At 60.6% G+C, this 22,296-nt stretch carries 24 protein-coding genes and 1 pseudogene; 17 read left to right on the plus strand and 8 right to left on the minus strand.

Annotated features, from left to right (window positions below; translation table 11 throughout):
• The first annotated feature begins 415 nt into the window (after nt 1-415).
• The 3 genes from C8K58_RS28555 (at nt 416) to C8K58_RS28565 (ending at nt 2,069) form a co-directional block, all read left to right on the plus strand.
• Nucleotides 416-745: a hypothetical protein gene (locus C8K58_RS28555; RefSeq protein WP_027607589.1), complete on the plus strand. Its 330-nt coding sequence runs from the start codon at nt 416-418 to the stop codon at nt 743-745.
• Between the two features lie 24 nt (nt 746-769).
• Nucleotides 770-1,141, plus strand: a complete 372-nt coding sequence (locus tag C8K58_RS28560; protein WP_027607590.1) for a PH domain-containing protein — start codon at nt 770-772, stop codon at nt 1,139-1,141.
• A gap of 349 nt (nt 1,142-1,490) precedes the next feature.
• Nucleotides 1,491-2,069: an RNA polymerase sigma factor gene (locus C8K58_RS28565; RefSeq protein WP_065926019.1), complete on the plus strand. Its 579-nt coding sequence runs from the start codon at nt 1,491-1,493 to the stop codon at nt 2,067-2,069.
• Between the two features lie 62 nt (nt 2,070-2,131).
• Here the strand turns inward: C8K58_RS28565 and C8K58_RS28570 are convergent, their stop codons facing one another.
• Nucleotides 2,132-2,824: an EndoU domain-containing protein gene (locus C8K58_RS28570; RefSeq protein WP_027607592.1), complete on the minus strand. Its 693-nt coding sequence runs from the start codon at nt 2,822-2,824 to the stop codon at nt 2,132-2,134.
• Between the two features lie 215 nt (nt 2,825-3,039).
• On the opposite strand from C8K58_RS28570, the gene C8K58_RS28575 reads away from it, so the two are divergent.
• The 3 genes and pseudogenes from C8K58_RS28575 (at nt 3,040) to C8K58_RS32565 (ending at nt 4,591) form a co-directional block, all read left to right on the plus strand.
• Entirely contained in the window at nt 3,040-3,663 is a 624-nt protein-coding gene (locus tag C8K58_RS28575) for a hypothetical protein (protein WP_027607593.1), read from the plus strand.
• Between the two features lie 95 nt (nt 3,664-3,758).
• Nucleotides 3,759-4,450 (plus strand): annotated as a pseudogene (locus C8K58_RS28580) (S-type pyocin domain-containing protein); the annotation flags it as partial.
• A gap of 24 nt (nt 4,451-4,474) precedes the next feature.
• Entirely contained in the window at nt 4,475-4,591 is a 117-nt protein-coding gene (locus C8K58_RS32565) for a colicin E3-like toxin immunity protein (protein ID WP_175472335.1), read from the plus strand.
• 228 nt (nt 4,592-4,819) lie between these two features.
• On the opposite strand, the gene C8K58_RS28590 is transcribed toward C8K58_RS32565, so the two are convergent.
• From C8K58_RS28590 to C8K58_RS28600, 3 genes are all read right to left on the minus strand, one after another.
• A complete protein-coding gene (locus tag C8K58_RS28590) occupies nt 4,820-5,386 on the minus strand; it encodes a hypothetical protein (protein WP_098480106.1) in 567 nt (188 codons plus the stop codon).
• Between the two features lie 79 nt (nt 5,387-5,465).
• The gene (locus tag C8K58_RS28595; protein ID WP_027607595.1) at nt 5,466-6,818 is read right to left on the minus strand and encodes a sensor histidine kinase; all 1,353 of its coding nucleotides are present in this window, start codon (nt 6,816-6,818) and stop codon (nt 5,466-5,468) included.
• Nucleotides 6,815-7,477, minus strand: a complete 663-nt coding sequence (locus C8K58_RS28600) for a response regulator (RefSeq protein WP_027607596.1) — start codon at nt 7,475-7,477, stop codon at nt 6,815-6,817. Before C8K58_RS28600 ends, C8K58_RS28595 begins: the two co-directional genes overlap by 4 nt.
• A 147-nt stretch (nt 7,478-7,624) precedes the next feature.
• On the opposite strand from C8K58_RS28600, the gene C8K58_RS28605 reads away from it, so the two are divergent.
• Genes C8K58_RS28605 through C8K58_RS28625 form a run of 5 tightly spaced genes read left to right on the plus strand, consistent with a single transcriptional unit; the run spans nt 7,625 to nt 12,347 of the window.
• Nucleotides 7,625-7,891 carry a PepSY domain-containing protein gene (locus C8K58_RS28605; protein ID WP_108574756.1) on the plus strand — a complete coding sequence of 89 codons (267 nt, stop codon included), beginning with the start codon at nt 7,625-7,627 and terminating at the stop codon, nt 7,889-7,891.
• On the plus strand, nt 7,891-8,436 hold the full coding sequence (locus C8K58_RS28610) for a cytochrome b/b6 domain-containing protein (RefSeq protein WP_092359267.1): 546 nt from the start codon (nt 7,891-7,893) through the stop codon (nt 8,434-8,436). Before C8K58_RS28605 ends, C8K58_RS28610 begins: the two co-directional genes overlap by 1 nt.
• 22 nt (nt 8,437-8,458) lie before the next feature.
• Nucleotides 8,459-9,727, plus strand: coding sequence for an exo-alpha-sialidase (locus tag C8K58_RS28615; protein ID WP_108574757.1), 1,269 nt, complete (start codon nt 8,459-8,461; stop codon nt 9,725-9,727).
• Nucleotides 9,727-10,326 carry a hypothetical protein gene (locus C8K58_RS28620; RefSeq protein WP_027607600.1) on the plus strand — a complete coding sequence of 200 codons (600 nt, stop codon included), beginning with the start codon at nt 9,727-9,729 and terminating at the stop codon, nt 10,324-10,326. Before C8K58_RS28615 ends, C8K58_RS28620 begins: the two co-directional genes overlap by 1 nt.
• Nucleotides 10,326-12,347: an LTA synthase family protein gene (locus C8K58_RS28625; protein ID WP_027607601.1), complete on the plus strand. Its 2,022-nt coding sequence runs from the start codon at nt 10,326-10,328 to the stop codon at nt 12,345-12,347. Before C8K58_RS28620 ends, C8K58_RS28625 begins: the two co-directional genes overlap by 1 nt.
• Here the strand turns inward: C8K58_RS28625 and C8K58_RS28630 are convergent, their stop codons facing one another.
• Nucleotides 12,348-12,722, minus strand: coding sequence for a cytochrome c family protein (locus C8K58_RS28630; protein WP_027607602.1), 375 nt, complete (start codon nt 12,720-12,722; stop codon nt 12,348-12,350).
• A gap of 42 nt (nt 12,723-12,764) precedes the next feature.
• Entirely contained in the window at nt 12,765-13,307 is a 543-nt protein-coding gene (locus tag C8K58_RS28635; RefSeq protein WP_223841625.1) for a demethoxyubiquinone hydroxylase family protein, read from the minus strand.
• A 198-nt stretch (nt 13,308-13,505) separates the two neighbouring features.
• Between C8K58_RS28635 and C8K58_RS28640 the strand changes: the two genes are divergently transcribed.
• The 3 genes from C8K58_RS28640 (at nt 13,506) to C8K58_RS28650 (ending at nt 16,937) form a co-directional block, all read left to right on the plus strand.
• A complete protein-coding gene (locus C8K58_RS28640) occupies nt 13,506-13,886 on the plus strand; it encodes a response regulator (protein ID WP_027607604.1) in 381 nt (126 codons plus the stop codon).
• Nucleotides 13,887-14,082: 196 nt separating this feature from the next.
• Nucleotides 14,083-14,697: a biliverdin-producing heme oxygenase gene (locus C8K58_RS28645; RefSeq protein WP_027607605.1), complete on the plus strand. Its 615-nt coding sequence runs from the start codon at nt 14,083-14,085 to the stop codon at nt 14,695-14,697.
• The gene (locus tag C8K58_RS28650) at nt 14,694-16,937 is read left to right on the plus strand and encodes an ATP-binding protein (RefSeq protein WP_108574758.1); all 2,244 of its coding nucleotides are present in this window, start codon (nt 14,694-14,696) and stop codon (nt 16,935-16,937) included. The genes C8K58_RS28645 and C8K58_RS28650 overlap by 4 nt, the downstream gene beginning before the upstream one ends.
• 22 nt (nt 16,938-16,959) lie before the next feature.
• Here the strand turns inward: C8K58_RS28650 and C8K58_RS28655 are convergent, their stop codons facing one another.
• Nucleotides 16,960-18,279 carry an ATP-binding protein gene (locus C8K58_RS28655; protein ID WP_027607607.1) on the minus strand — a complete coding sequence of 440 codons (1,320 nt, stop codon included), beginning with the start codon at nt 18,277-18,279 and terminating at the stop codon, nt 16,960-16,962.
• A complete protein-coding gene (locus tag C8K58_RS28660) occupies nt 18,276-18,986 on the minus strand; it encodes a response regulator (protein ID WP_108574759.1) in 711 nt (236 codons plus the stop codon). The genes C8K58_RS28655 and C8K58_RS28660 overlap by 4 nt, the downstream gene beginning before the upstream one ends.
• A gap of 164 nt (nt 18,987-19,150) precedes the next feature.
• Between C8K58_RS28660 and C8K58_RS28665 the strand changes: the two genes are divergently transcribed.
• The 3 genes from C8K58_RS28665 (at nt 19,151) to C8K58_RS28675 (ending at nt 22,292) form a co-directional block, all read left to right on the plus strand.
• A complete protein-coding gene (locus C8K58_RS28665; RefSeq protein ID WP_092359278.1) occupies nt 19,151-19,939 on the plus strand; it encodes a VacJ family lipoprotein in 789 nt (262 codons plus the stop codon).
• Nucleotides 19,940-20,072: 133 nt separating this feature from the next.
• Nucleotides 20,073-20,270 (plus strand): hypothetical protein, encoded by a 198-nt coding sequence (locus C8K58_RS28670; protein ID WP_108574760.1) that lies wholly within the window; start codon nt 20,073-20,075, stop codon nt 20,268-20,270.
• Nucleotides 20,271-20,393: 123 nt separating this feature from the next.
• Nucleotides 20,394-22,292, plus strand: a complete 1,899-nt coding sequence (locus C8K58_RS28675) for an alkaline phosphatase D family protein (RefSeq protein ID WP_108574761.1) — start codon at nt 20,394-20,396, stop codon at nt 22,290-22,292.
• The last annotated feature ends 4 nt before the right edge of the window (nt 22,293-22,296 follow it).

Consider the following 22,296-nt stretch of genomic DNA (forward strand, 5'->3'; position numbering starts at 1 on the left):
CGAGGCGCGCATTCTACAGCAGCCTCATTTGCTGTCAAGTGATTATTTTCAGAAGCTTTCGAAGATTTCTTCAACAACTTCAACCACTTGCGCTTTCGATCTCTCGTCAGCGGGAGGCGAATAATACAGCATTGAATTACATGGTCAACCCCGCTCTGAAAAATCTTTTCCTTAGCAAAGAGCCCACACCGCGACGCAACGACGCCCTCCTTTAAAAGAAGCGCGTCGTTGCGTCTATATAGATAGAAGGTGTACTTGGCCAATAGGGGATGCGACTGCCAAGGATGACTCCGGTGTCCCCGTGAAGTCAGGCGACTCTTTAATACCGCAGGAGAGCCCGGTACGCATCGGGTCTTTGTTTTCACGCCCAGAACAGGGATCATCGCCCTCCCCCAACCCCAGAGGAACCGACACCATGGAATTGACGCTGGAAGCTGTTGCGCTCTTTGCACTCAAGCTCGTGCATGAGGAGGACGGCGGCAGCCCGGTGTTGAGGGACGACCTGGTGATGGATCGGTATGAGCGGGAGGTGTTCGGATTGCTGGTGCGACAGGGGGATCTGCCTGGAGTTCTGCTGAAGATAGACGAGTGTATGGCGCAGGCGCTGGTCGCTTTGGGTGGGGCCGATACGGTATTGGGACGTGAGCTGCAGCGGTTGTCTACCGACGTACAGCAAGCCTCCACGCTGGAGGAACTCAAGCCACTGCTCGCGACACTGAAGGACTACCTTAAAGCCATTCAATAACGGACTCACCACAAGGACCTTCACATGATCGACTTCAATAACAAAGGCTTCTTCAAACTCAAGCAAAACAACGAATACGCCGAACGCGTCGCGGCCCTGCTGCTGGACGGCGAAGAAGTCATCGACGCCTACAAAGCCATGCGCGACGGCGTGGTCTTCACCACCAAACGCATCATCGCAGTGAACGTACAAGGCATAACAGGCAGCAAGAAGGACTTCACCTCGCTGCCGTACAAAAACATCGTCGCGTACTCGGTGGAAACGTCCGGGACGTTTGACCTGGATTCGGAACTGGAGATTTACTTTTCGTCGTTGGGGAAAGTGAAATTTGAATTCACCGGCAAGACCTCGATTGTTGAAATCTCGCGCTTGATCTCCAAGCACTTGCTGAGCTGATCAGCAGGCATGCTTCAGAACATCACCGATGACGCCTATTGATCGTCACCCACGCTGTTGAACCGAGCCCGATCACCTAAAAGTAAACCGAGGCTGACGACACGCAACCTCATCAAATAAGTGGAGCCCCCAGTCAACAGCTGACGCTACCCACATTCACCAAGCCAGAACTCAGAAGCATGAGGCTACCGCCCCCCAATCTGCATTTCCTACACCGTCGCCCCTTATTTCACTAGCCCACGTTCACAAACCCTGTCGTTATTCCGTCCTGCTTGCTCCGGCCAGTGCCCCACACGCTTTGCAAAAAAAGCCTGTCGGGCCTGGCGCCGCAGTTGATCAGGGAATGATTATGGCGAGTGACAGGGATGCGAAGCCGCACGGTGTCGAGCACGGCTGTGCGCCGAATGAAATTTGGCTGTTCTTGATCCATCACGACGCAATCATTCGTCAGCGCTGTCGACGGTTGCTGCGCCGCCCCCAGGATGCAGAGGACGCCTTGAGCGAGGTGCGCCTGCATTTGTTCAACCTGTTGAGCAAGGCCCCCGAACGCTTGAATAGCGTGGAGAATGTGCCCGCCTGGCTCAAGCGGGTGGCGCACAACTTTTGTATCGACCGCCTGCGCAAAACGCCGGTCACCTGCAGCCTTGAATGGCTTGATCACGATCTGTATGAAAGCGTCACCTGGCAACCTCCGCATGATGACCCGGAACGCAATGCGTGCGGACAAGAAGCCTTGCAGGCCCTTAACCTGGCCATCGGCCGGTTGCCGGCGACACTTTCGCAGGCGTTGGCGCTGCGTTGCATCGATGGCCTGGAATACGAAGGTATGGCAGGCACGTTGCTGATCAGTGAGTCCAACGCCCGAAAGCGTGTGCAACTGGCACGGCAGCAATTACGGGGTTTACTCGGTCCGATTTGCGGCACTTGATTCATTGGCAAGCCCCGCAAGAACAAGCCTGCCCCAAATCATTGGGGCAGGCTTTTCCATACTCAGAAAGCCGCGATCGGGAAGGCTGAACTCACCCACCAAACCAAGGCAGCACCAGGCGCAGGGGGAATACCGTTGAGATAGCCGCCAACCGTAAATGCCAGCCCTTGCTCATCAACACAATAAGGATTGGGAACGACGGCGATCACCGTCGGCGCGGAAGGCCCGAAGAAAATCTGGCTGTTTCCCCCACCCATCACCAGGCCAGAGCTCAAGTGCATGAAGGCATAGCGAATCGACGCGACAACCTGCTGTTGCGTGCAACTGTCGGGGAAGAACGTGGAAGGCCCTGCCTTGGCCACCCACGTCCCCGTCGCCACGTTAAACACTTCTACGTTGGCGTTTGCATAGCGGTAATCGTTAGGTTGATTAAGCCCGTAAGGCACCATGTATGTACGAGGACCGATGGTACGCGCGGCAACCGGGTCAAGCGCCAGCGGCCCCACCAGCGGATCATGGTTACCGGGCCGAGAGTGAAACCCCACCGCATTGCCAGCGGCGTTGATCTCGCCACAGAAGATATGCCGTTGGTTTATCTGCGGGTTGCTCCGGCTGTTAGGGATAGCCACGTTGCTGACCTGCACCGGTAGCGGGATCACCGCGGCTGAAGCCGCAGCGCAGTCCATCTGCGCAGCAGCCGACAGGCTCAGTAGTGCGCTGGCCACACCCATGGCAACGACGGTAAGTGCGTGCATGACAAGACTCCTTTCTGACAATCGGGACGGAATGCCCCTTCGTCAGGACGCAACGCGACTACCAGTTGTGAAGCGTACATGACCGCGTCTGCACGGCTTTCTTGCACAGCGAGGAAGAAGTTGAAACAGATCTTCACAAGCGGTGACGCGGTACGTCAGGAGGGATAAGCCAAGGCATGTTGCTCCGGCTTGAACAGGGAACAAGGAGAAGGACAATGACCACATTCAATGTGAACTTCGCTGTCGATGATATGGAAGGCAAGACCGTTCTGGTATTTCTCAAACCCCAACAGCCTCAGCGCGATTATCGGATTCACGCCTGGCAGATCCTGACCGGCTCTGCCGGTGCCACTGAGTCGTTCGACTACGAGGCCATCATCGAAACCGATGTCACCACCCTTGGTGAAAAAGACAGCAATACCATCATCTCGGGCCGTCGCACGCTTAACCCTGGCACCTTGCTTCAGGCGGTCAGCCCTAACGGATTGTCACCGTACCTTGAGCCGGCGGCGCTTTCACTGGCCAAGGAGAAACTCACACCGCAGCAGTGCGGCATCATCAACAAAACCAACCCGTACCTGCAGTTCGACAGCAACTGGTACGTCAACGGTCGGCCTGTAGTGACCATGCCGAAAGTGGACTCGAGCATGACCGTAAGCTTTGAATACGAGCCCAATTTTTACTTCATGGTGGCAACGCCTCCGATGGTCGGGCAAACCTATATCGTGCAGAACTTCTCGGACATGACCCAGTTCATCGCGCCCATCACCGCCACTGAGGTGAACGTGACGGTAAGCCGTGCCAGCGGCCTGTGGTCGTTCGATTTCGCGCCGATGTAACGTTGAAACACGCGGCGAGCAGATCGCCGCGTGCCTTACCTGCCCCCCCGTCCCCCTCGTAGCCTCACTCCCTAGCACAAGGAAGTGAGCCATCCATGTCAGAACGCTTTTATCCCCCCACCGAAGAAGAGTTACTCAAACAGCGAATCCTGACCCCACAGCCGTCGCGGGCGCCGTATTCGCCATCTGTTGATTTTTACGAGCCATCCCCGCGTTCGCAGATGCGCTTGCATATCGAGCAACGCGAGGACGGCACGCTCAAGGGGTATGGGTTTACACCGGCAATAATCCTGATTGGCAAATGATTGATGTGGTGCAGTTCCAAAGCCGTGGCGATCAGTTTGTGGCGGATTTGGGTGAGGGTGTCGAGCTGATCTGGACACCCGCCGTTGATCCAAGTGGCACGCTGGGTATTCCGACCCTGGAGGCTGCGCCACAAGCACCGGTGATCTGGATTTACCCGCCGACGGATAAAGCGGCGCAGATTCTGGTGAACCCGATTTATCCGCCGTCGTATCGGGATTTTATTCTGGTGTTCCCGGTGGAGTCGGGGATTCGACCGCTGTATGTGGTGGTTAGTGTCAAGGCGGGGGATCACAAGTACCACAAGGCTCCAAATACTGAACAAATAACTGGCTTTGGAAACCTGATAAAAGCAAAACCCATGGCTCCCAGACAGGGCGGTGCCGGGCTGAGAGAGCGTTGGATTGAGGAAAAAGGCAGGAAAGTTTATGAATGGGATTCCCAACATGGAGAGTTGGAAGTTTATCTTGCAAGTGATGGGTCGATAGACGAGGACGTCAATAACGGTATGTTTGAACTGCGGCGTGAATGGCTATCACTGATACAGACACACTTCTCTCATGAAATTGCTCTCTCAGAAAGCGACTACTTCATCGCGTTTGATTACGAAGGTGCAAACGAATAACACAGACTTAGAGAATTCATCTTCATGCGCAGACTGTCGTTCAGGCAGGCCTCCAAGAAGTTGGCTTTCACTTCATCCACGAGGACGAAAAAGGAAACGTTTTCGAATCAGAGCATTGGTACTTCGGCGAAGTCAGCACAACCGATGAAGACCCTGGCGGAGAGCGCTGGAAGTATCAAACCTTCAGGTCCTTCCAAGCGCATCATCCGCATTTGTTCGGCCGTCCACCTAACCCTCTTTCGCCTCACTCCCCTCCCCCCCAATCAGAACCCGTTTCCCCGGATCCGTAATATCAAACACCTGCTGCGCACACGCCGAAGGTTTGAACTGGAACTCCACCAGATACACCTTGCCCTTTTCAGGCTGGAAGCTACTTAACAGAGGCCCGCAAATGGCGTAGATGCCAGGGCGTGAGTCGGTGGACGAACTGGCAACGATCAGCTTCTTGCCAGGTTCTGCCTGGATCTCCAACTGCGGGAAGCGCTTGAACCCAGCGCTGGCCACCGTCTGGTTGAGCTTTGCAATCCAGTTGAAGACGCGGCCTTCACCTGTATCCATCACCGTGCCCAGGGTTTCCATGCGTTCATCGGGGTCGCCTTCGCGGCGTATCGAGAACTCGACGGGAGCGGTGCCGCCGTAGGCTTTCATGATGACTTTGGCATGCTCAGCATCGACGGCCACGGCTTTCTGGCGCAGCTGGATGCCGTCCTTGAACAGGCTGGGCGATGAGTCGCGTTGGTTGGATTGGCAGGCACATAGCGCCAGGGCCAGGGAGAGCAGTGCGATTCGCTTCACGGGAGGATGTCCTTATCTTATCAAGGTGAACGATGATGACTGGACCTGCGATTAAACAGAATGTTCCGCCATGATCGCCTCAGGTCTCGTTAAACACCAACCGCGCACACAACCCGCCCTGCTCCCGGTTATGCAACGCCAACCGGCTGCCGATCTTGCCCACGATCATCTCCACAATCGCCAGCCCCAGCCCAGCGCCATTGGCATTGCCACGGCTGTAGAACCGCTCGAACAAACGCCCCATTTCCGCCTCATCAATGCCCGGCCCCTGGTCCTCCACGCTCAGGCAATGGGCGCCAATCACCACTTTCACTTCGCTGCCCGGCGGGGAGAAGTTGAGGGCGTTGGTCACCAGGTTTTGCAGGGCGATGGCCAGTGCCACCGGTTCGGTTTCGATCCAGCAGTCTTCATCCCCTTCCAGCACCAACTCCACGCCTTTCTCCATGGCCAGCGGTGTCAGTTCGGCGAGTTCTTCGCGCACCAGCTCGGTGAGTTGTACGCGGCTGCGCTTGGGATTGTTCAACTGCGGTTCGATACGCGCCATGGTCAGCAGTTGGCTGCCAATACGGGTGGCGCGATCGACGCCGTTGACCAGGAAGTCCAACGCTTCTCGCCGCTGGGCCTCGGTGCCGGCGCTTTGGGCGTTTTGCGCATGGATGCGCAGGATCGCCAGGGGTGTGCGCAGTTCGTGGGCGGCGTCGGCGATAAAACGGCGTTCGCGTTCCAATAGATCATCCACCTGGACCAGTAGCCGGTTGAGCGCGGTTTGCATCGGCTCCAGGTCGGTAGGCAGCGGCTTGAGGTGCAGCGGTTGCAGGGTCTCGGCGGTTCGCCCGCGAATCTTGCGGGCCATGGCGCGCAAGGGCTTGAGGCCCCAGCCGATCACCAGCCAGATCAACACCGTGAGCAGCGGCACGCCGATCAAGGTGGGCCAGAGGGTGTGGCGCATGATGCGCTGGATCACGTCCTGACGAATGTCGTCGCGCTCGCCCACCCAGATCAGCAGGCCCTGTTGCGGATCGGCGAGGAGAAAGGCGCACCAGTCGTTGCCGTTGTCCATGATGTCGTGGGACCCGAGGGTAGCCGGCGGTGCGACCAACACCGGCGCTTCGGCGGAGCGTACGAGTAATTGGCCGTCGCTGCGCCACACCTGGAAGGTCAACCGGGTTTCATAAGGGTGAGCGACGCCGTCTTCGCCGACACGGCTCATGGCCTGGTCGAAGGCCTGGTACAGGCGGTCCCAATCAGCCTCGCCGGGGTCGCGTTGGCGTAGCACGCCTTGCAACAGGCGCGCGCTTTGGGCGAGTTGGGCGTCGTAGACTTCTTCGATTTCGTGGTGGCTGTCGCGCAGCACCAGCCAGCTGATCAGGGCGTCGCCCAACAGGATCAGCACCAGGACAGGGATGAGGATACGAGCACGCACGGAGGTCATGGTTTGAGCGCCAGTACATAGCCAACGCCGCGCACGGTGCGGATCAGCTCGGTGGATAACTTTTTACGCAGGTTGTGGATCAACACTTCCAAGGTGTTGCTCTCGACCCGGTCCTGCCAGCCATACAACGCGCGGGACAGGCGCTCGCGGGTCACCACTTTGCCGGGGCGCACCATCAGTTGGTGCAGCAGTTGGTACTCCATCGGCGTCACGATGATGTCCGCGTCCAGGTACCGCACCTGTTGGGTGGCCGGGTCGAGGCTGACGCCGGCATGTTCCAGCATCGGTTGCGCGCGCCCCTGGCTGCGGCGCAGCAGGGCACGCACGCGGGCCTTGAGTTCTTCCACATCGAACGGCTTGACCAGGTAATCATCGGCACCGGCATCCAGACCGGCGATGCGCTCGGCGGTGCCGTCGCGGGCGGTGAGGATCAGCACCGGCAGGTCGTGCTGCTCGGCACGCAGTTGCTGCAGCAGATCCAGGCCATCAAGGCGCGGTAGACCTAAGTCGAGCAGCAACAGATCGAAGCTTTCCGTGCGCAGGGCATGCAGGGCCGCAACGCCATCCTGCAACCAATCCAGGGTGTAGCCCTCAACGCCCAATGCCACGCGAATCCCTTGGCCAAGGGCACGATCATCTTCGACAAGGAGTAGGCGCATAGCAAAGTCTCTGTAGGAATCGGCGGCATCATGCCGGGTTCTGGGCGGGGCTATTCCAGCAAAGATGTTACGGCGCGTTGCCAACTAAGGTTGCCCTAAGGTTGGTTTTGCACTGTTAAATCTCCCACATCTGCTGAGAGCTTTTCCATGCGCAAAATTCTCCTGCTGTCCCTGATTATCGCCAGCCCCCTGGCCGTTGCCGGTCCGCAATGCACCACCGCCGAACGCTCGCAATGGCAAGACGAAAAAGCCTTCCAGGACAAGCTCAAGGCCGAAGGCTACGAGATCAGCAAGTTCAAGGTCACCGATGGCAACTGCTACGAGATCTACGGCTTCGACAAGGACAAGCGCAAGGTGGAGATCTACCACGACCCGGTCACCGGCCAGGCCGTGAAGACTGAGATCAAAGGCTGATGCCAGGCGAATCCCTGCGTCTGTGGGACCCACTGGTGAGGCTGTTTCATCTGTCGATCGCCGGGGTCTTCGTCGCCAATTACTTCTTTAACGAAGCGGGCGACGACTGGCATGTCTGGCTGGGCTACTACGCCATGGCCTGGCTGCTGGTACGAACGGTGTGGGGGTTCATCGGGCCGCGCAGTGCACGCTGGGCGGACTTCTGGCCGACCCCGAAACGCTTGAACACCCATCTGCGCTCGCTGCTCAACCGCCGCCCGCAGCATCGCCTGGGCCACTCGCCCATTGGTGCGCTGGTGATGCTGTTGATGTTGCTGGCATTGCTGACCCTCGGCATCAGCGGCTTTTTGATGCAGGAAGTGGATGCCCTGTGGGGCGCCGATTGGCCCCTGCAAATCCATGAGACCGCCGCCAATGTGCTGTTGGGCCTGGTGTGCATCCATGTGCTGGCCGCGGTGTTTGAAAGTATCCAGGTGCGGGACAACCTGCCGTTATCCATGCTCACCGGTCGCAGGAAGCGCCTGCCGGATGAGCGTGCGCAGTAATCCTTTTCTCGACAGGTCCTCTATGCGCTCCGCCTTACTGATCTGCAGCCTGCTCGCCGTCTTCGTGGCCGCGTGGCTAAGCCATCCGCCCCATGTGCTGGCCCCCTTTGCCCAAGTGACGCCAAACACCTCGAAGGTGGCGGCGCCGCCGCAATACACCAGCCGTTTTGTGTCCTCGCAGCTCACTGACTTTGTCCACGCTTCCTCGGTCACCGCCCTGCCCGGTGGCGACTTGATAGCCGTGTGGTTTGCCGGCTCCCGTGAAGGCGCCGCCGATGTACAGGTGCGCACCGCACGCTTCGATGCGCGCAGCGGCGAATGGGGTGCCGAGCAGGTACTGGCCACGCGGGAAAGCACCCGCGCCGGCACCCAGCGTTATATCCGCAAGCTCGGCAATCCGGTGATCGCCCTCGGGCCGGATAAACGCCTGTGGATGTTTTATGTCTCGGTGTCGGTCGGTGGCTGGGCCACCAGTGCGATCAACCTGATGGTCTCGGATGACCTCGGCGCCAGTTGGTCCGCGCCCCGACAGTTGGTGACCTCACCGTTTTTCAACATCAGTACCCTGGTGCGCGCCGCACCGGTGTTTCACGCCGACGGCTCCATCGGCCTGCCGGTGTACCACGAGTTCATGGGCAAGTTTGCCGAGTACCTGTACTTGAGTGCCGACGGCGCGGTGATCGACAAATTCCGCATCAGCCGCGGCAAGAATTCCCTGCAACCGACCATCGTGCCGCTGGATGGCAAGCGTGCCGTAGCGATGTTGCGCTACGCCGGCGACACCCACCACCGCGTCCTGGCCAGCCGCACCGAAGATGCGGGGCAAACCTGGAGCGAGCCATACCCGCTGGAACCGGCAAATCCCAATTCATCGTTGGCGGCGGTGGGTACCGAGGATGACGGGCTGCTCGTGGCCCTCAACGACCTGCAGGACGGCCGCTTCAAGCTCAGCCTCTACGGCACCGACGCCCAGCTCAGTCAATGGCGCACCGTGGTGCAACTGGATGAATCACCCGACCCGCTTGGCCAACCGTTCTCCCCCGAGGCCTATAAAGCAATCATCGGCGAAGGCTTCCGCGCCTCCAGCGGCGCCAAACGCCTGCCGCTGGAACAGCGCTTTCTCAGCAACCTCGACTACCGCGTGTGCAAACCCCAAGGCTGCGATTTCGAATACGAGTACCCGTACTTCAGCCGCAGCCCGGACGGCATGTACCACGTGGTGTACTCGTGGAATAACACCTTTATCAAACATGTCAGCTTCAACGAAGCCTGGCTGGCGGAGCGTCTGTGATGGTTTCTGTGTGGCAGGCCCATTTGAGTTTTGTGCTGCTGGGGTTTGTGCTGTTGAGCGCGCTCAGGTTTACCGCTCCCTGGCGGCCATGGCTGCTGCCGGTGCTGGTGGCGGTCAGTTTTATCCCGGTCAACGCGCTGCCGCTGGCGGCGTATGTGCGCAGTTTTACCGATGACCTGGCGATCAGCACATTGGTGCTGTTGGCGTGGGTCGTGCTCAGCCGCCTGGGCTTAGTGCAACCGCTCGCTCGTCGGCATCAAGTGCAGACGTTGCTGCTGTTTGGCCTGCTGAGCCTGGTGCTGTACCCGGCCACGTTGGGCCTGACCTACTTCGACCCGTACCGCTGGGGCTTCAACCCGCGGCCGATGATCGTCCTGGTGGCGGCAGCCGCACTGTTGATGCTGTGGCTGCGTAATACGCTGGCGGCGTGGATGCTGGCGGTGGGCACGTTGGCCTTTGCGTTACGGCTCAAGGCGTCGGAAAACTATTGGGATTATCTGGTCGATCCGTTGCTGACCGGTTACTGCCTGATCGCCGGCGCGGGGCTGCTGATCAGCGCCGCCTGGCGCCCTCTTTTGAAATGGCACCGGGGTCAATGATGAGTGCGTTGCAATCACGCCGCCTGCGCTACGGCCTGGGCGCGATCGGGTTGGTATTTGTGTTGCTGGCTGCGTTGCGGCTGGTGTTTGTGCTGGGTTTTTCCGGCCTGGACTTGAACACCCCGGCGCTGCTGGAAACCCTGGGAATCGGCCTGCGTTTCGACCTGCGCCTGGCGGTGTTGATCCTGCTGCCGCTGGCCGTGCTGGCGTGGCTGCCGCGCTGGAACCTCACCACCCTGCCGGCCCTGCGCTGGCTGGCGCGCGCTTACCTGGTCATCGCACTGGCCGTGGTGGGGCTGGTGTACATCATCGACTTCGGCCACTACGCCTACCTCGGCGTGCGTATCAATGCGACGGTGCTGCGCTACCTGCAGGATGCGCAGATTTCCCAGCAGATGGTGTGGGAAACCTACCCGGTACTGTGGATAACCGCCTGCTGGCTCGCGGCGGTGGCGCTTTGGGTCTGGGCGTTGGTCTGCCTGGAGCGGTTGACCCTGGATCGAGCGCCCGCCCTTATCGGCAAACCGGCACTGGCAGTGGTGAGTGTGATGGGCGTCGTCGCGGTGCTGCTGGCCCTGCTCGGCCGTGTCGCCCATCTCAACCTGGAAAACCCGGTGCCCCTGCGCTGGAGCGATGCCTTCTTCGCCGGCAACAGCCAACTGGCCGCCGTGGGCCTGAACCCGGTGCTGTTTTTGTATGACACCCTCAAGGTCGGCCAATCGCAGTTCGATGAGGCCCAGGTCCGCCAGTATTACCCGCAAGTTGCCCAATACCTGGGCGTGACCCAGCCCGATGCCCAGTCCCTGGACTTCATCCGCGAACAAGGCGTGCAGCCCTATCGACTGGCCGGCGAGCGCCCGCCCAACGTGATTTTCGTGATGCTCGAATCCCTCGGCACCAGCGCCGTGGGCGCCTATGGCAACCCGCTCAACCCCACGCCGAACCTGGACAAACTGGCGACGCAAAGCTGGTTCTTCAAACACTTCTACGTGCCTGTGACCGGCACCGCGAAAACCGTGTGGGCCAGCATCACCGGCGTGCCCGACGTCACCCGCCAGGAGACCGCCACGCGCAACCCGCTGATCACGCGGCAACACACATTGATCAATGCATTCGAGGGCTACCAGAAGTTCTACATGATCGGCGGCAACGCCGGCTGGGCGAATATCAATGCACTGATCCGCCAGAGCATCGACGATGTGCAACTGTTCGAGGAGAGCGACTGGCAGTCGCCACGGGTAGACGTGTGGGGGATTTCCGACCTGGACCTGTTCAAGGAAGCTGACGATCTGCTGAGCACGCTTCCCAAGGACCAACCGTTCTTTGCCTACCTGCAAACCTCCGGCAACCATCGCCCCTTCACCATCCCCAAACACAACGATGGCTTCCAGCTCAGCCACGTGACGCTGGAACAGGCCCAGGCCGCGGGGTCCCGCAGTGTCGAGCAGTACAACGCCGTGCGTCTGCTGGACTACAACATCGGCCGGCTGATGGACATCGCCAAGGCCGGTGGCTACTACGACAACAGCATCTTTGTGTTCTTCGGCGACCACAACACCCGCATCAGCCAGATCCCGCACATGGCGCCAGCCTTCGAGCAGCTGGGCCTGGAAAGTAACAACGTGCCGCTGCTGATCCACGCTCCCGGCCTTGCACCGCGTGTGATCGAAGAAGCGGTGGGGCTGGCCGACCTGCTGCCCACCGTGGCCGGCATGGCAGGCGTACCGTTCCGCAACGGTGCGATGGGCCGTGACATCCAGCAACCGGCGCCCGAGGGCGAGCGCGTGGTGCCGCTGGTATTGCGCGAAGGCACCTTCCCGATCATCGGCGGCGTGACCCGGCACTTTTTGCTGCAGATGCAGCACGACGGCAGCTCACCCACCTTGCATGACCTGGCATCACTCACCCCGCGTGACGATGTGGCCGCGCAGCACCCCGAGGAATTCCAGCGCCTGCAGGCACTGACCCGTGGGCTGCACGAAAGTGCGCGGTTGATGCTGTTCAGGAATGTGCGTGAGTGATTACTTGGGCTGGAACGTCTCAAGGTACGCCAGGATATTGTCGATTTTTTCCGGGTCGCTGATGCCCCAGAAAATCATGCGCGTACCACTCACCACCTTTTTGGGCGCTTCGATGTAGGCCGCGAGCTTGTCGCGGGTCCAGACCACACCGGAGTTTTTCATCGCGTCCGAATATTGATAGTCGGTGGTGGTACCGGCAGGTCGGCCGATGATGCCGTTGAGCTCCGGGCCAAAGCCACCGCGAGCGCCTTCGCCGACGCTGTGGCAGCCGCCGCAGGTCTTGGTGAAGAGTTTGCCGCCGGCCTCGGCATCGCCGGCGGCATTGGCGGCGCCGGTGTTGAGGATCAGCGCGAGGGTCAGCAGGACGTACTTCATGGGTGACTCCACATCGGTGTTGGCGGCGATTATGCCTGTTTGTCAGGAGCGCATGCCCATCCAGATCACCGCTTCGGTCCACGCCGTAACCACCGGCGTCAGCGCACGAAACCAGGGATCCTGCACATCGATCTGCGCAGCCGAGTGGTCGTGGTGGTGTTGCTCTTCTTCAACGATGGAAGCAATGGCCGCCACTGCCAGTGGGTCGATTTCGCGTAACGCATGAAGCTGATGAGCCAGGTGCTTGAGCACCACGCTTTCCACCGCGACGGTGGTGGCAACAATAGCCTTGCGCCCGCACACCCCGGTGAGCAGGCCCAGCACCAGCCCGCCAAGGCCGCACAGCCAGTAGCTGCGGCAGCGTCGGTAACCCCGTCGTTGCAACTCGGCCTGGAACACCGCGCGATGGCGACGTTCGTGGGACAGGAATTCCTCGAGCTCACCCACCATGCCGGGTACAAACAATCGCGCCATAAACAGCTGGCCGCTGTAGATACAGATCGCGCCATGCTCGCCGGCGTGATCGACTTTGATCATGCGATTGCCCAGGTCCGGGTCGATCAAGGGGGCTGCGGAAGCGTTCACGGTTGACGACCTTGTGCGAGGGCCCACGGGATTCGGGCCGATCCTGATTGCAGAGCGCCGGTATCCTGCCGTACCTCCGCGCAAATGCGCAACCTAGATCCTCGAAACTGACCACCCATCGCCCCATACGCATCCAATCGAACCTAACCGGCCCCGTTCCACTCCACCTTACTGAACCCTGATGGTGGAGTAAGGATCATGGCTCAGCCATCGATTTTGGTATTGGAAGACGACGAGATCATTCGGTCGTTGATGGTGGATGTACTGGAGGATTTCGGCGCGGTTGTGACGTCTTTTCCTTCAGCCGATGAAGGAATGATTTACCTGGAACGCGGCGATGATCCGGTGGACTTGATTGTCAGCGATGTGCAGATGCCGGGGTTGCTCAACGGCTATGACTTGAGCCGGGTAGTGGCTCATCGCTGGCCGTCGGTGCCGGTACTGCTCACCTCCGGCAATGCCAAACTTGCACAGCAATTGGGCGGCTCCGTGCGGTTTCTGCCCAAGCCGTGGAGCACCGAACATTTGCTTGAGTGTGTGCAAACGGCGCTGACCCAGCAGGGCTCATCCATGCATTGATAGCTTCGCGATATCACTTTTGCCGAACTTCACAGCCTGCCTTGTGGTCACTTGCATCAGCAGGGAGCGACTTTTCTGATCCGCTGGTCAGCCTTTTCGTCTTGTGCGTTCAGCTGATGCTCACCTGTTGTGTAGAATTGTCGCCTTTTACAACGCGTCATTCATGGCCGGAAGGCCCACAGTTCGAGCTCATTGCATGCATTCACAGGCCCATGATGGTGGTGCGCCCTCATTGCTGGACGCGTTGCGCGCAGGCACCGGCCTATTGCACGTAGCCTTGGAAGAACGCCTGCCGTTTTTTTCCGAGGAGCTGGATGCCGACTGGTATCGGCGCCTGATCCAGGCGTATTACGGGTTTTACCGGCCGATTGAAGCAGCGCTGTACAGCTGTGAGTTTATCCCTGAAGGCTTCGACCCTGCGTTGCGTATGAAAACGCCGACGCTGATCGACGATCTTCACGCCCTTGGCCTGGACGCCTGCGCGATCAACGCCTTGCCGCACTGTGGGCAATTGCCCGCTTTCGACACCCCCGCCGCCTGCCTCGGCGCCTTGTATGTGCTTGAAGGCGCAACCCTGGGCGGCCAGGTACTGCGTCGGGAAATGGCTCGACGCCTGGCGCTGGACGCCGACAACGGAGGGGCGTTCCTCGATGTGTACGGTGCCGAAACCGGTCGGCTCTGGAAAGATTTTCTCGACTACCTGGGCCGCCTGCCGCTGGACACGCCAGCCAAACAGCGCGCGGTGCACGCGGCCCGCTCGACATTCAGCTGCTTTGAGCAATGGCTCGACAGCCAGGAGGTACTGCTATGAAACCCGAAGACTTTGAAGAGCTGCTTGCCAACTGTGCCGACGAGCCCATCCGCTTTCCAGGGGCGATCCAACCCCACGGTGTGCTGCTGACGTTGTCGGAGCCCGACCTGAACATCATTCAAGTCAGCACTAACGTCGCCAGCCTGTTCAACCGCGCCCCCGAGTCGTTGCTGGGCCAGCCACTGCACACGCTGCTCGGTGCCGAGCACGCCCAGGCCGTGCAGGCCATGGCCGAACACAACAGCTTCTTTGATGCGCCGCCTTTGCACGTCACCCTCAACGGCGCCGAGTTCGAAGGCCTGTTGCACCGCCATCAGGACGTGCTGGTGCTGGAATTCGAACCGCGGCTCAAGGACTTCCGGCCGCGGGCCCTGAAAGGCCGCAGCAGTGACTTGGGCAAGATGCTGCAACGTTTGCAATCAGCGAAAACCCTGCAAGCGCTGTACGAAATCAGCGTGACTGAAATCCAGGCCATGACCGGTTACGACCGGGTGTTGATCTACCGTTTCGAAGAAGAAGGCCATGGCCAGGTGATCGCGGAAGCGTCGGCACCGTCCATGGAGCTGTTCAACGGGCTGTTCTTCCCCGCGTCCGATATCCCGGAACAGGCCCGCGAGCTGTATCGCACCAACTGGTTGCGCATCATCCCGAATGCGGCCTACGAGCCGGTGCCATTGCTGCCCAAGCTGCGCCCGGATACCGGCGAACCGCTGGATTTGAGCTTTGCCACCCTGCGCAGCGTGTCGCCGATTCACTGCCAGTACATGCAAAACATGGGCGTGCTGTCGTCCATGAGCATTTCGCTGATGAAGGGCGACAAGCTCTGGGGCCTGATCAGTTGCGGCAACCGCGAGCCGCTGCTGGTACCCAATGATTTGCGCATCACCTGCCAGACCATCGGCCAGGTACTGTCATTGCAGATCAGCGCCATGGAAGCCCTGGACCTGAGCCGTCAGCGGGAAGAAAAAGTCGAGGCCCTGGCGTTGCTGGATAAAGCCATGAAGGCCTCCGAAGAAAACGTGTTCGACGGCCTGGCCCAGCGCGGCCAGGTGCTGATGGACCTGACCTTGTCCGGCGGCGTGGCGATCATCGAAGACAAGCAATTGCACCGCTACGGCAACTGCCCGGAACCGGCGCAGATCCGGGCCTTGCACAAGTGGCTGCAGGACAGCGGCGAGCCGGTGTTCTCCAGCCATAATCTGGTGTCGATCTATCCGCCAGGCGCCGAGTTCCAACAGGTGGCCAGCGGTGTCCTGGCCATGAGCCTGCCAAAGCCTGTGGATAACGGCGTGCTGTGGTTCCGCCCGGAAGTGAAAGAAAACATCAACTGGAGTGGTGACCCGAAAAAGCCGCTCGACCTGGAAAACTCCGACGCCGGCCTGCGCCTTCGCCCGCGTACCTCGTTTGAAATCTGGAAAGTGGAGATGGCCGGTATTTCCACCAAGTGGAGCCATGGCGACCTGTTCGCCGCCAACGACCTGCGCCGCTCGGCCCTGGAAAACGACCTGGCTCGCCAGGTGCTGCGCGAGCAACAGGCCGTGCGCGCCCGCGATGACCTGGTGGCGGTGGTGTCCCACGACCTGCGCAACCCGATGACGGTGATCTCCATGCTCTGCGGCATGATGCAAAAGGCCTTCAGCTCCGACGGCCCGCATACCTCGCGACGCATTTCCTCGGCCATCGACACCATGCAACAGGCTGCCGGACGCATGAACGTCTTGCTGGAAGACTTGCTCGACACCTCGAAAATCGAGGCCGGGCGCTACGTGGTCAAACCCGTGGCCCTGGACGTCAGCCAAATGTTCGAAGAGGCCTACTCCCTGCTCGCGCCGTTGGCGATGGAAAAAGGCATCGACCTGTCGTTCAACGCAGAGCCTGGCCTGCAGATCAACGGCGACCCGGAGCGGCTGTTCCAGGTGCTGTCGAACCTGATCGGCAATGCCATCAAGTTCACTCCGCGCCAGGGCAATATCGGCATCAGTGCGATGACCAATGGTGAAGAGATCGTGTTTTCGGTGCGTGACTCAGGCGAAGGGATTGCGCCTGATCAACTGCCCCACGTGTTTGATCGCTACTGGACCCAGTCGGAAAACAATCCCACCGGCACCGGCCTGGGGCTGTATATCACCCAGGGGATTGTCCAGGCCCATGGCGGCAAGATCATGGCTGAAAGTGAAGTGGGCCGTGGCAGTGAGTTCCGGTTTACGGTGCCGAAGGTGATTGAGGACTCCCATACCTGACCGCCCCTGTGGCGAGCACCGGTTACACCGGCAACACCACCACCGCCTCCAACCCACCACCCTGGCGCTCCGACAGGGTGAGTGTGCCGCCGTGTTCCAGCACAATCGCCCGGGCGGTAGACAGCCCAAGTCCGACGCCGCCGGTGCTTTTGTTGCGTGAATTTTCGAGGCGGTAGAACGGCAGGAACACCTGTTCGCGATACTGCGCCGCAATCCCCGGGCCGCGATCCAGCACGCGGATCACCACTTCGGCCGGCCCTTGTTGCAGTTCGATTTCAGGCGCCCGGCCGTAGTGGATGGCATTGTCCATCAGGTTGGTCATCACCCGCTTGAGGCCCAAGGGCCGGCCAAAGTACACCAGGCGCGGCGGTCCGCTGAAAGCCAGTTCGATCGCCTGGTCGCGGTAGTCGTCGATCAGGGTTTGCAGCAGTTCCGCCAGATCCAGCTGGGTGGCCTGCTCCAGGCGTGCGTCGTCGCGGAAGAACGCCAGGGCCGTGTTGATCATGGCCTGCATTTCATCGACATCATTGAACAGCCGGCGTTGCTGGTCGGCATCTTCGATGAATTCACCGCGCAGGCGCAGGCGGGTCAGGGGCGCACGCAGGTCGTGGGAGATGGCCGCGAGCATTTGCGTGCGATCCTGGATAAAGTGCCGCAACTGCGCCTGCATGCCGTTGAACGCGAGGATCGCCTGGCGTATTTCGTGGGGCCCGACCGGCTCGATGGGCGGCGCGCGGAAGTCGGCGCCAAAGCGCCGCGCGCCCTGGGCGAAGTGTTGCAGGGGGCGAGCCAGGCGACGGGTCGCGACCAGGGTGACCAGCGCAGTCGAGATCAGCACCAGCAGCACTACGATCACGCTGCGCACGCCCTCGTCCAGCCCCCAACTGCGGGCACGGGCGCTGAACATCAGCCAGGACTGATCGGCCAATTGCATCAGGAGCACATACTGCCCGTTGCCACCTGGCCAGTCGGACGGTTCGTAGGCTTCCATGGGCCGGGTCGGTCCCTGAAGCAGGTGCTTGAACGCTTGCTCTCCCGAATCAAAGTCCGGGTCGTTCAGCACGGGCAAATCAAAGGCCGCGCGCTGCGCTACCCACGTCACGCTGAAGGACTCATCGCCCATCACCTGAGCCAGGTGTGCTCGCTGGGCAGGCTGCGACGCCTCGACCGCGCGCACCACCACGGCGATCTTTTCCAGCAAGCCGATTTCGGTCAACGGTGGTCGTGCCCACACGCCCGCCAATTGTACGAACAGGGCGTTAAGCGCCAGCGCGGTAAACATCGCAACCAGGATGGTCAGGGCAATCCAGCGCGCTACGGTGTCACGTGGACGGCGGCTCATGAACGGCTCACACTGGCGGTGAACTGGTAACCGCCGTTGCGCACGGTGCGGATCATGGCCGGACGCTTGGTATCGAACTCCAGCTTGCGGCGCAGGCGGCTGACCTGCACGTCGATGCTGCGGTCGAACGCGTCATGGCTATGGCCCCGCGCCAGGTTCAGCAGTTGTTCGCGGGTCAGCACGCGCTGGGGGTGTTCGACGAAGACCAGCAGCAGGTCGAATTCGCCGGATGACAGCGGGATCATCACCTCGTCGGGGGAGCGCAGTTCACGGCGCGTAACGTCCAGTTGCCAGCCCGCAAAGCGAATCAAGGGACGGGCAGATCCGCCCAACACTGGCCGCCCCTCGCCTGCCCGACGCAATACCGCACGCACCCGCGCCAGCAGTTCACGGGCGTCGAAGGGTTTGCTCAGGTAATCGTCGGCGCCCATTTCCAGGCCTACCACACGGTCGCTGAGTTCGCCCATGGCGGTGAGCATGATCACCGGTGTTGCGTACTGCTGGCGCAGGCGCTGGCACAGCAACAGGCCGTTCTCCCCCGGCAGCATCAGGTCAAGAATGATCAGGTCGGCGGGATGACGCTCCATGGCGGCCCACAGCTCGGTGCCAACGGCGACGGTCTCGACCGCATAGCCATGTTGCATAAAAAATTTCTTCAGCAGCGCGAGGACTTCAAGGTCATCGTCCACGATCAAAAGGTTGCTCACGGGCGGGCATCACTGGGTGTTGTCGATGCGCCATCTAAAACCATTCGACGCAGCCCGTCATATATTTCAATCGTGCAATAAAGCGTCAGCGCCGCAATAAACCAGACATCTTTGCGCAAGGGACGGCTGCCAGCATCGGCCTCCCTTTTGCGGAGACCGTGCTTATGCGCTCGCTGACCTATCCCCGGCACCTGGCTCGCCAGGTCGTGCTGTTGTTGACCGTGTCTTACCTCACGGGCTGCGCCAGCCCGGCCCCCTCGGGCACCACCACCCGCTGCGCACAGGTGAATTACCCGGTGTACGACCCGGCCGAACCGCTCAATCGCGGGGTGTTTGCCTTCAACCGGACGGTGGATAACTACGCCCTGGCGCCGGTAGCACGTGGCTACCGCTACCTGCCGGATTTTTTCCAGCAGGGTGTGCATAACTTTGCGAGCAACTTCAGCGAGCCGAAGGTGTTTATCAATGACCTGTTGCAAGGCAACCCAAGGCGCTCGGTCAATACCCTTGGCCGTTTTGCGCTGAATACCACAGTGGGCGTGGTGGGGCTGATCGATGTATCAGACCGCGTGGGCATCCCGCGCCATAGCGCCGACTTCGGCCAGACATTCGGCGTGTGGGGCATCGGCAACGGGCCGATTGTCGAACTGCCACTGCTGGGCACCGGCAACAGCCGCGATGCGGCAGGCAAGGTCTTGAGTTTCCTGGTCTCGCCGTTGGGAGACAGTGACACCGTGCAGACCCTGGGCACCCTCAGCCTGGTAGGTGGCACCGTGGATACCCGGGCATCACTGTTGCCGCTCACCGACAGCCTGCAAAAATTGCCGGACTATTACAGCGCAATACGTAATGTCGTGGCACAAAACCGTGCGGCCTTTGTGCTGGATGGCAAGGACGGCGCGACCACTCCCGCGACCGGGGGTTGCGCGGACGGCGCCGCTGATGACTTCTGAGCCGAGTAGCCAAAGGTCGTCATATCTTGCAGCAGGACGTTTATAGCTCGCCAGCGCCCTGCTCTATAAGTTTGGCGGCACTTCGCTCCAAGGGGTGAAGTAACACTCGACTAATAGATAAAAGGACACTGCCATGCTCAGCTCTATCAACGCCACACCGCTCCCCCCTCCTGCCCCCACTACGCCGCAGGACGACACAGCCCTGCAACGCAAGAAACGCAGCATTGAAGACCCTCAGCCGCAACTGGAGCCTCAGGAGGCTGACGGTTCATCGCGCAACCGCCCCAGAAGTGGCGGCCTGGATAGCCTGGGCAAGGGGAACTTGCTCTGAACCGCAGGAAGAAGGGCAGCGTATTGCCCTTCTTCTTTTTTACAGACCGCCCCGCTTTAACAAAACACTGACATCCGTTGCGCTAACCTTGCCGGTTCAACCCTGGCCGGAGCCTGTTACCGCATGCCACATCCCGACACCTTGCCCGCCGTACTCGCCGGCCCTCTGCTGCGGCGCCTGGAACCCCGGCGCCTGGTGCTGTGGCTGGTGGGGAGCCGGGCATTGCCCCTGAGCCTGAAACTGCACTGTGCCGGCCAGTGCCTGGACATACCGCTGGGCCAGGACCGGTGCCAGGTCGTGCCGGTGGGGCGCCAGGCGTACATCCATCTGATTGATGTACGGTTGGACGAGGCGCTGCCCCAGGACATAGTCATCCACTATGACCTGCTGGTCGACGACGCCGGCATTGCCGAATGGGCACCGCACCTGCTGTACGCCGACACACGCTGCCCAAGTTTCGTACTGCACAGCCATATCCATCAACTGGTACACGGCTCCTGCCGCAAACCTCACCACAGCGCCGACGAAGGCCTGCTCTGCGTCGATCGGCTGCTGGCGGATGCGCCTACCCCGGCCGACCGCCCAGCCTTGCTGATGATGAGTGGCGACCAGGTGTACGCCGACGATGTGGCCGGGCCGATGTTGCGGGCGATCCATGGGCTGATTGCGCGCCTGGGCCTGTTCGATGAGTACCTGGAAGGCGCGGTGGTAGACGACAGCGCCAGCCTCTACGGGCATCACGCCAGCTACTACCACCGCGCTGACCTGCTACCCGCGCTGGACAGCAATGAGACCCTGCGCGAACGTTTTTTTGGCGGCGTGAAAAAGCCGATTTTCACCAGCAGCACCGCCGACAATCACCTGGTGACGTTCGCCGAAGTCATGGCGATGTACCTGCTGGTGTGGTCGCCCACCCCCTGGTCCCTGATCACCGTACAGCCACCGCAACTGAACGCCGATGAAGCTGCACGCTATGCCCGCGAACAGGTGCAGGTGGATAAATTTCGCGACGGCTTGCCGGGCGTGGCGCGGGTATTCGCCCATCTGCCCACCTTGATGATCTTTGACGATCACGACATCACCGACGACTGGAACCTCAGCGCGCAATGGGAAGAAACCGCCTACGGCCATCCGTTCTCCAGACGCATCATCGGTAACGCCCTGCTGGCGTACCTGCTGTGCCAGGGCTGGGGCAATAACCCGGACGCCTTTGATGAGCTGGTGGGCCACACCCAGGCACTGGCCACCCAGGCGCAGGACAATCACTTGGACGCCCAGGCACAGGATGATTTGCTCGCGGCGCTGCTGAAGTTCCAGCAGTGGCACTACGTACTGCCCACCACCCCGGCCCTGGTGGTGCTCGACACCCGCACCCGGCGCTGGCGCAGCGAATTCACCCTCAAGCAACCGTCCGGCCTGCTGGACTGGGAAGCCTTGAGCGAACTGCAACAGGAACTGCTCGACCATCCCTCGGCCATCATCGTCTCCCCCGCGCCGATCTTCGGCGTCAAGCTGATCGAGACCGTGCAGAAAATCTTCAGTTGGTGCGGTCACCCGTTGCTGGTGGACGCAGAAAACTGGATGGCCCATCGCGGTGCGGCCCAGGTGATCCTCAATATCTTTCGCCACTCGCGCACACCGGGTAACTACGTGATCCTCTCGGGGGATGTGCACTATTCGTTCGTCTATGAAGTGCTGATCCGCCATCGCAACGCCGGTCCCAGGATCTGGCAGATCACCAGCAGCGGCATCAAGAACGAATTCCCGCCGCGCTTGCTGGAATGGTTCGACCGCCTCAACCGCTGGCTGTACTCGCCGCGCTCGCCCCTCAACTGGTTCACTCGCCGCCGCACCATGCAGGTGGTGCCGCATATCCCGGAGCATGCCGAGGCCGGTGAACGGTTATGGAATTCGGCAGGCATCGGCCAAGTGTTCTTCAACGAGCGGGGGCAACCTGACACGATCTACCAGCACAACGCCGATGGGAAGGCGCGTACGAGGATGATCGCGCCGAAGCAATAGCCCA

Origin of the sequence: Pseudomonas sp. GV047, assembly GCF_003058245.1 — a bacterium.
In the GTDB taxonomy this organism is placed as follows: Bacteria; Pseudomonadota; Gammaproteobacteria; order Pseudomonadales; family Pseudomonadaceae; genus Aquipseudomonas; species Aquipseudomonas marginalis.

What these genes read in the sequence shown, in the direction of transcription:
- C8K58_RS28615 (WP_108574757.1), top strand. Translation starts at nt 8,459, where the DNA reads ATGCGCTCCGCCTTACTGATCTGCAGCCTGCTCGCCGTCTTCGTGGCC.
- C8K58_RS28570 (WP_027607592.1), bottom strand. Translation starts at nt 2,824, where the DNA reads ATGCACGCACTTACCGTCGTTGCCATGGGTGTGGCCAGCGCACTACTG.
- C8K58_RS28640 (WP_027607604.1), top strand. Translation starts at nt 13,506, where the DNA reads ATGGCTCAGCCATCGATTTTGGTATTGGAAGACGACGAGATCATTCGG.
- C8K58_RS28625 (WP_027607601.1), top strand. Translation starts at nt 10,326, where the DNA reads ATGAGTGCGTTGCAATCACGCCGCCTGCGCTACGGCCTGGGCGCGATC.
- C8K58_RS28645 (WP_027607605.1), top strand. Translation starts at nt 14,083, where the DNA reads ATGCATTCACAGGCCCATGATGGTGGTGCGCCCTCATTGCTGGACGCG.
- C8K58_RS28620 (WP_027607600.1), top strand. Translation starts at nt 9,727, where the DNA reads ATGGTTTCTGTGTGGCAGGCCCATTTGAGTTTTGTGCTGCTGGGGTTT.
- C8K58_RS28665 (WP_092359278.1), top strand. Translation starts at nt 19,151, where the DNA reads ATGCGCTCGCTGACCTATCCCCGGCACCTGGCTCGCCAGGTCGTGCTG.
- C8K58_RS32565 (WP_175472335.1), top strand. Translation starts at nt 4,475, where the DNA reads ATGTTTGAACTGCGGCGTGAATGGCTATCACTGATACAGACACACTTC.
- C8K58_RS28655 (WP_027607607.1), bottom strand. Translation starts at nt 18,279, where the DNA reads ATGAGCCGCCGTCCACGTGACACCGTAGCGCGCTGGATTGCCCTGACC.
- C8K58_RS28650 (WP_108574758.1), top strand. Translation starts at nt 14,694, where the DNA reads ATGAAACCCGAAGACTTTGAAGAGCTGCTTGCCAACTGTGCCGACGAG.
- C8K58_RS28560 (WP_027607590.1), top strand. Translation starts at nt 770, where the DNA reads ATGATCGACTTCAATAACAAAGGCTTCTTCAAACTCAAGCAAAACAAC.
- C8K58_RS28555 (WP_027607589.1), top strand. Translation starts at nt 416, where the DNA reads ATGGAATTGACGCTGGAAGCTGTTGCGCTCTTTGCACTCAAGCTCGTG.
- C8K58_RS28595 (WP_027607595.1), bottom strand. Translation starts at nt 6,818, where the DNA reads ATGACCTCCGTGCGTGCTCGTATCCTCATCCCTGTCCTGGTGCTGATC.
- C8K58_RS28575 (WP_027607593.1), top strand. Translation starts at nt 3,040, where the DNA reads ATGACCACATTCAATGTGAACTTCGCTGTCGATGATATGGAAGGCAAG.
- C8K58_RS28630 (WP_027607602.1), bottom strand. Translation starts at nt 12,722, where the DNA reads ATGAAGTACGTCCTGCTGACCCTCGCGCTGATCCTCAACACCGGCGCC.
- C8K58_RS28565 (WP_065926019.1), top strand. Translation starts at nt 1,491, where the DNA reads ATGGCGAGTGACAGGGATGCGAAGCCGCACGGTGTCGAGCACGGCTGT.
- C8K58_RS28610 (WP_092359267.1), top strand. Translation starts at nt 7,891, where the DNA reads ATGCCAGGCGAATCCCTGCGTCTGTGGGACCCACTGGTGAGGCTGTTT.
- C8K58_RS28600 (WP_027607596.1), bottom strand. Translation starts at nt 7,477, where the DNA reads ATGCGCCTACTCCTTGTCGAAGATGATCGTGCCCTTGGCCAAGGGATT.
- C8K58_RS28675 (WP_108574761.1), top strand. Translation starts at nt 20,394, where the DNA reads ATGCCACATCCCGACACCTTGCCCGCCGTACTCGCCGGCCCTCTGCTG.
- C8K58_RS28605 (WP_108574756.1), top strand. Translation starts at nt 7,625, where the DNA reads ATGCGCAAAATTCTCCTGCTGTCCCTGATTATCGCCAGCCCCCTGGCC.
- C8K58_RS28670 (WP_108574760.1), top strand. Translation starts at nt 20,073, where the DNA reads ATGCTCAGCTCTATCAACGCCACACCGCTCCCCCCTCCTGCCCCCACT.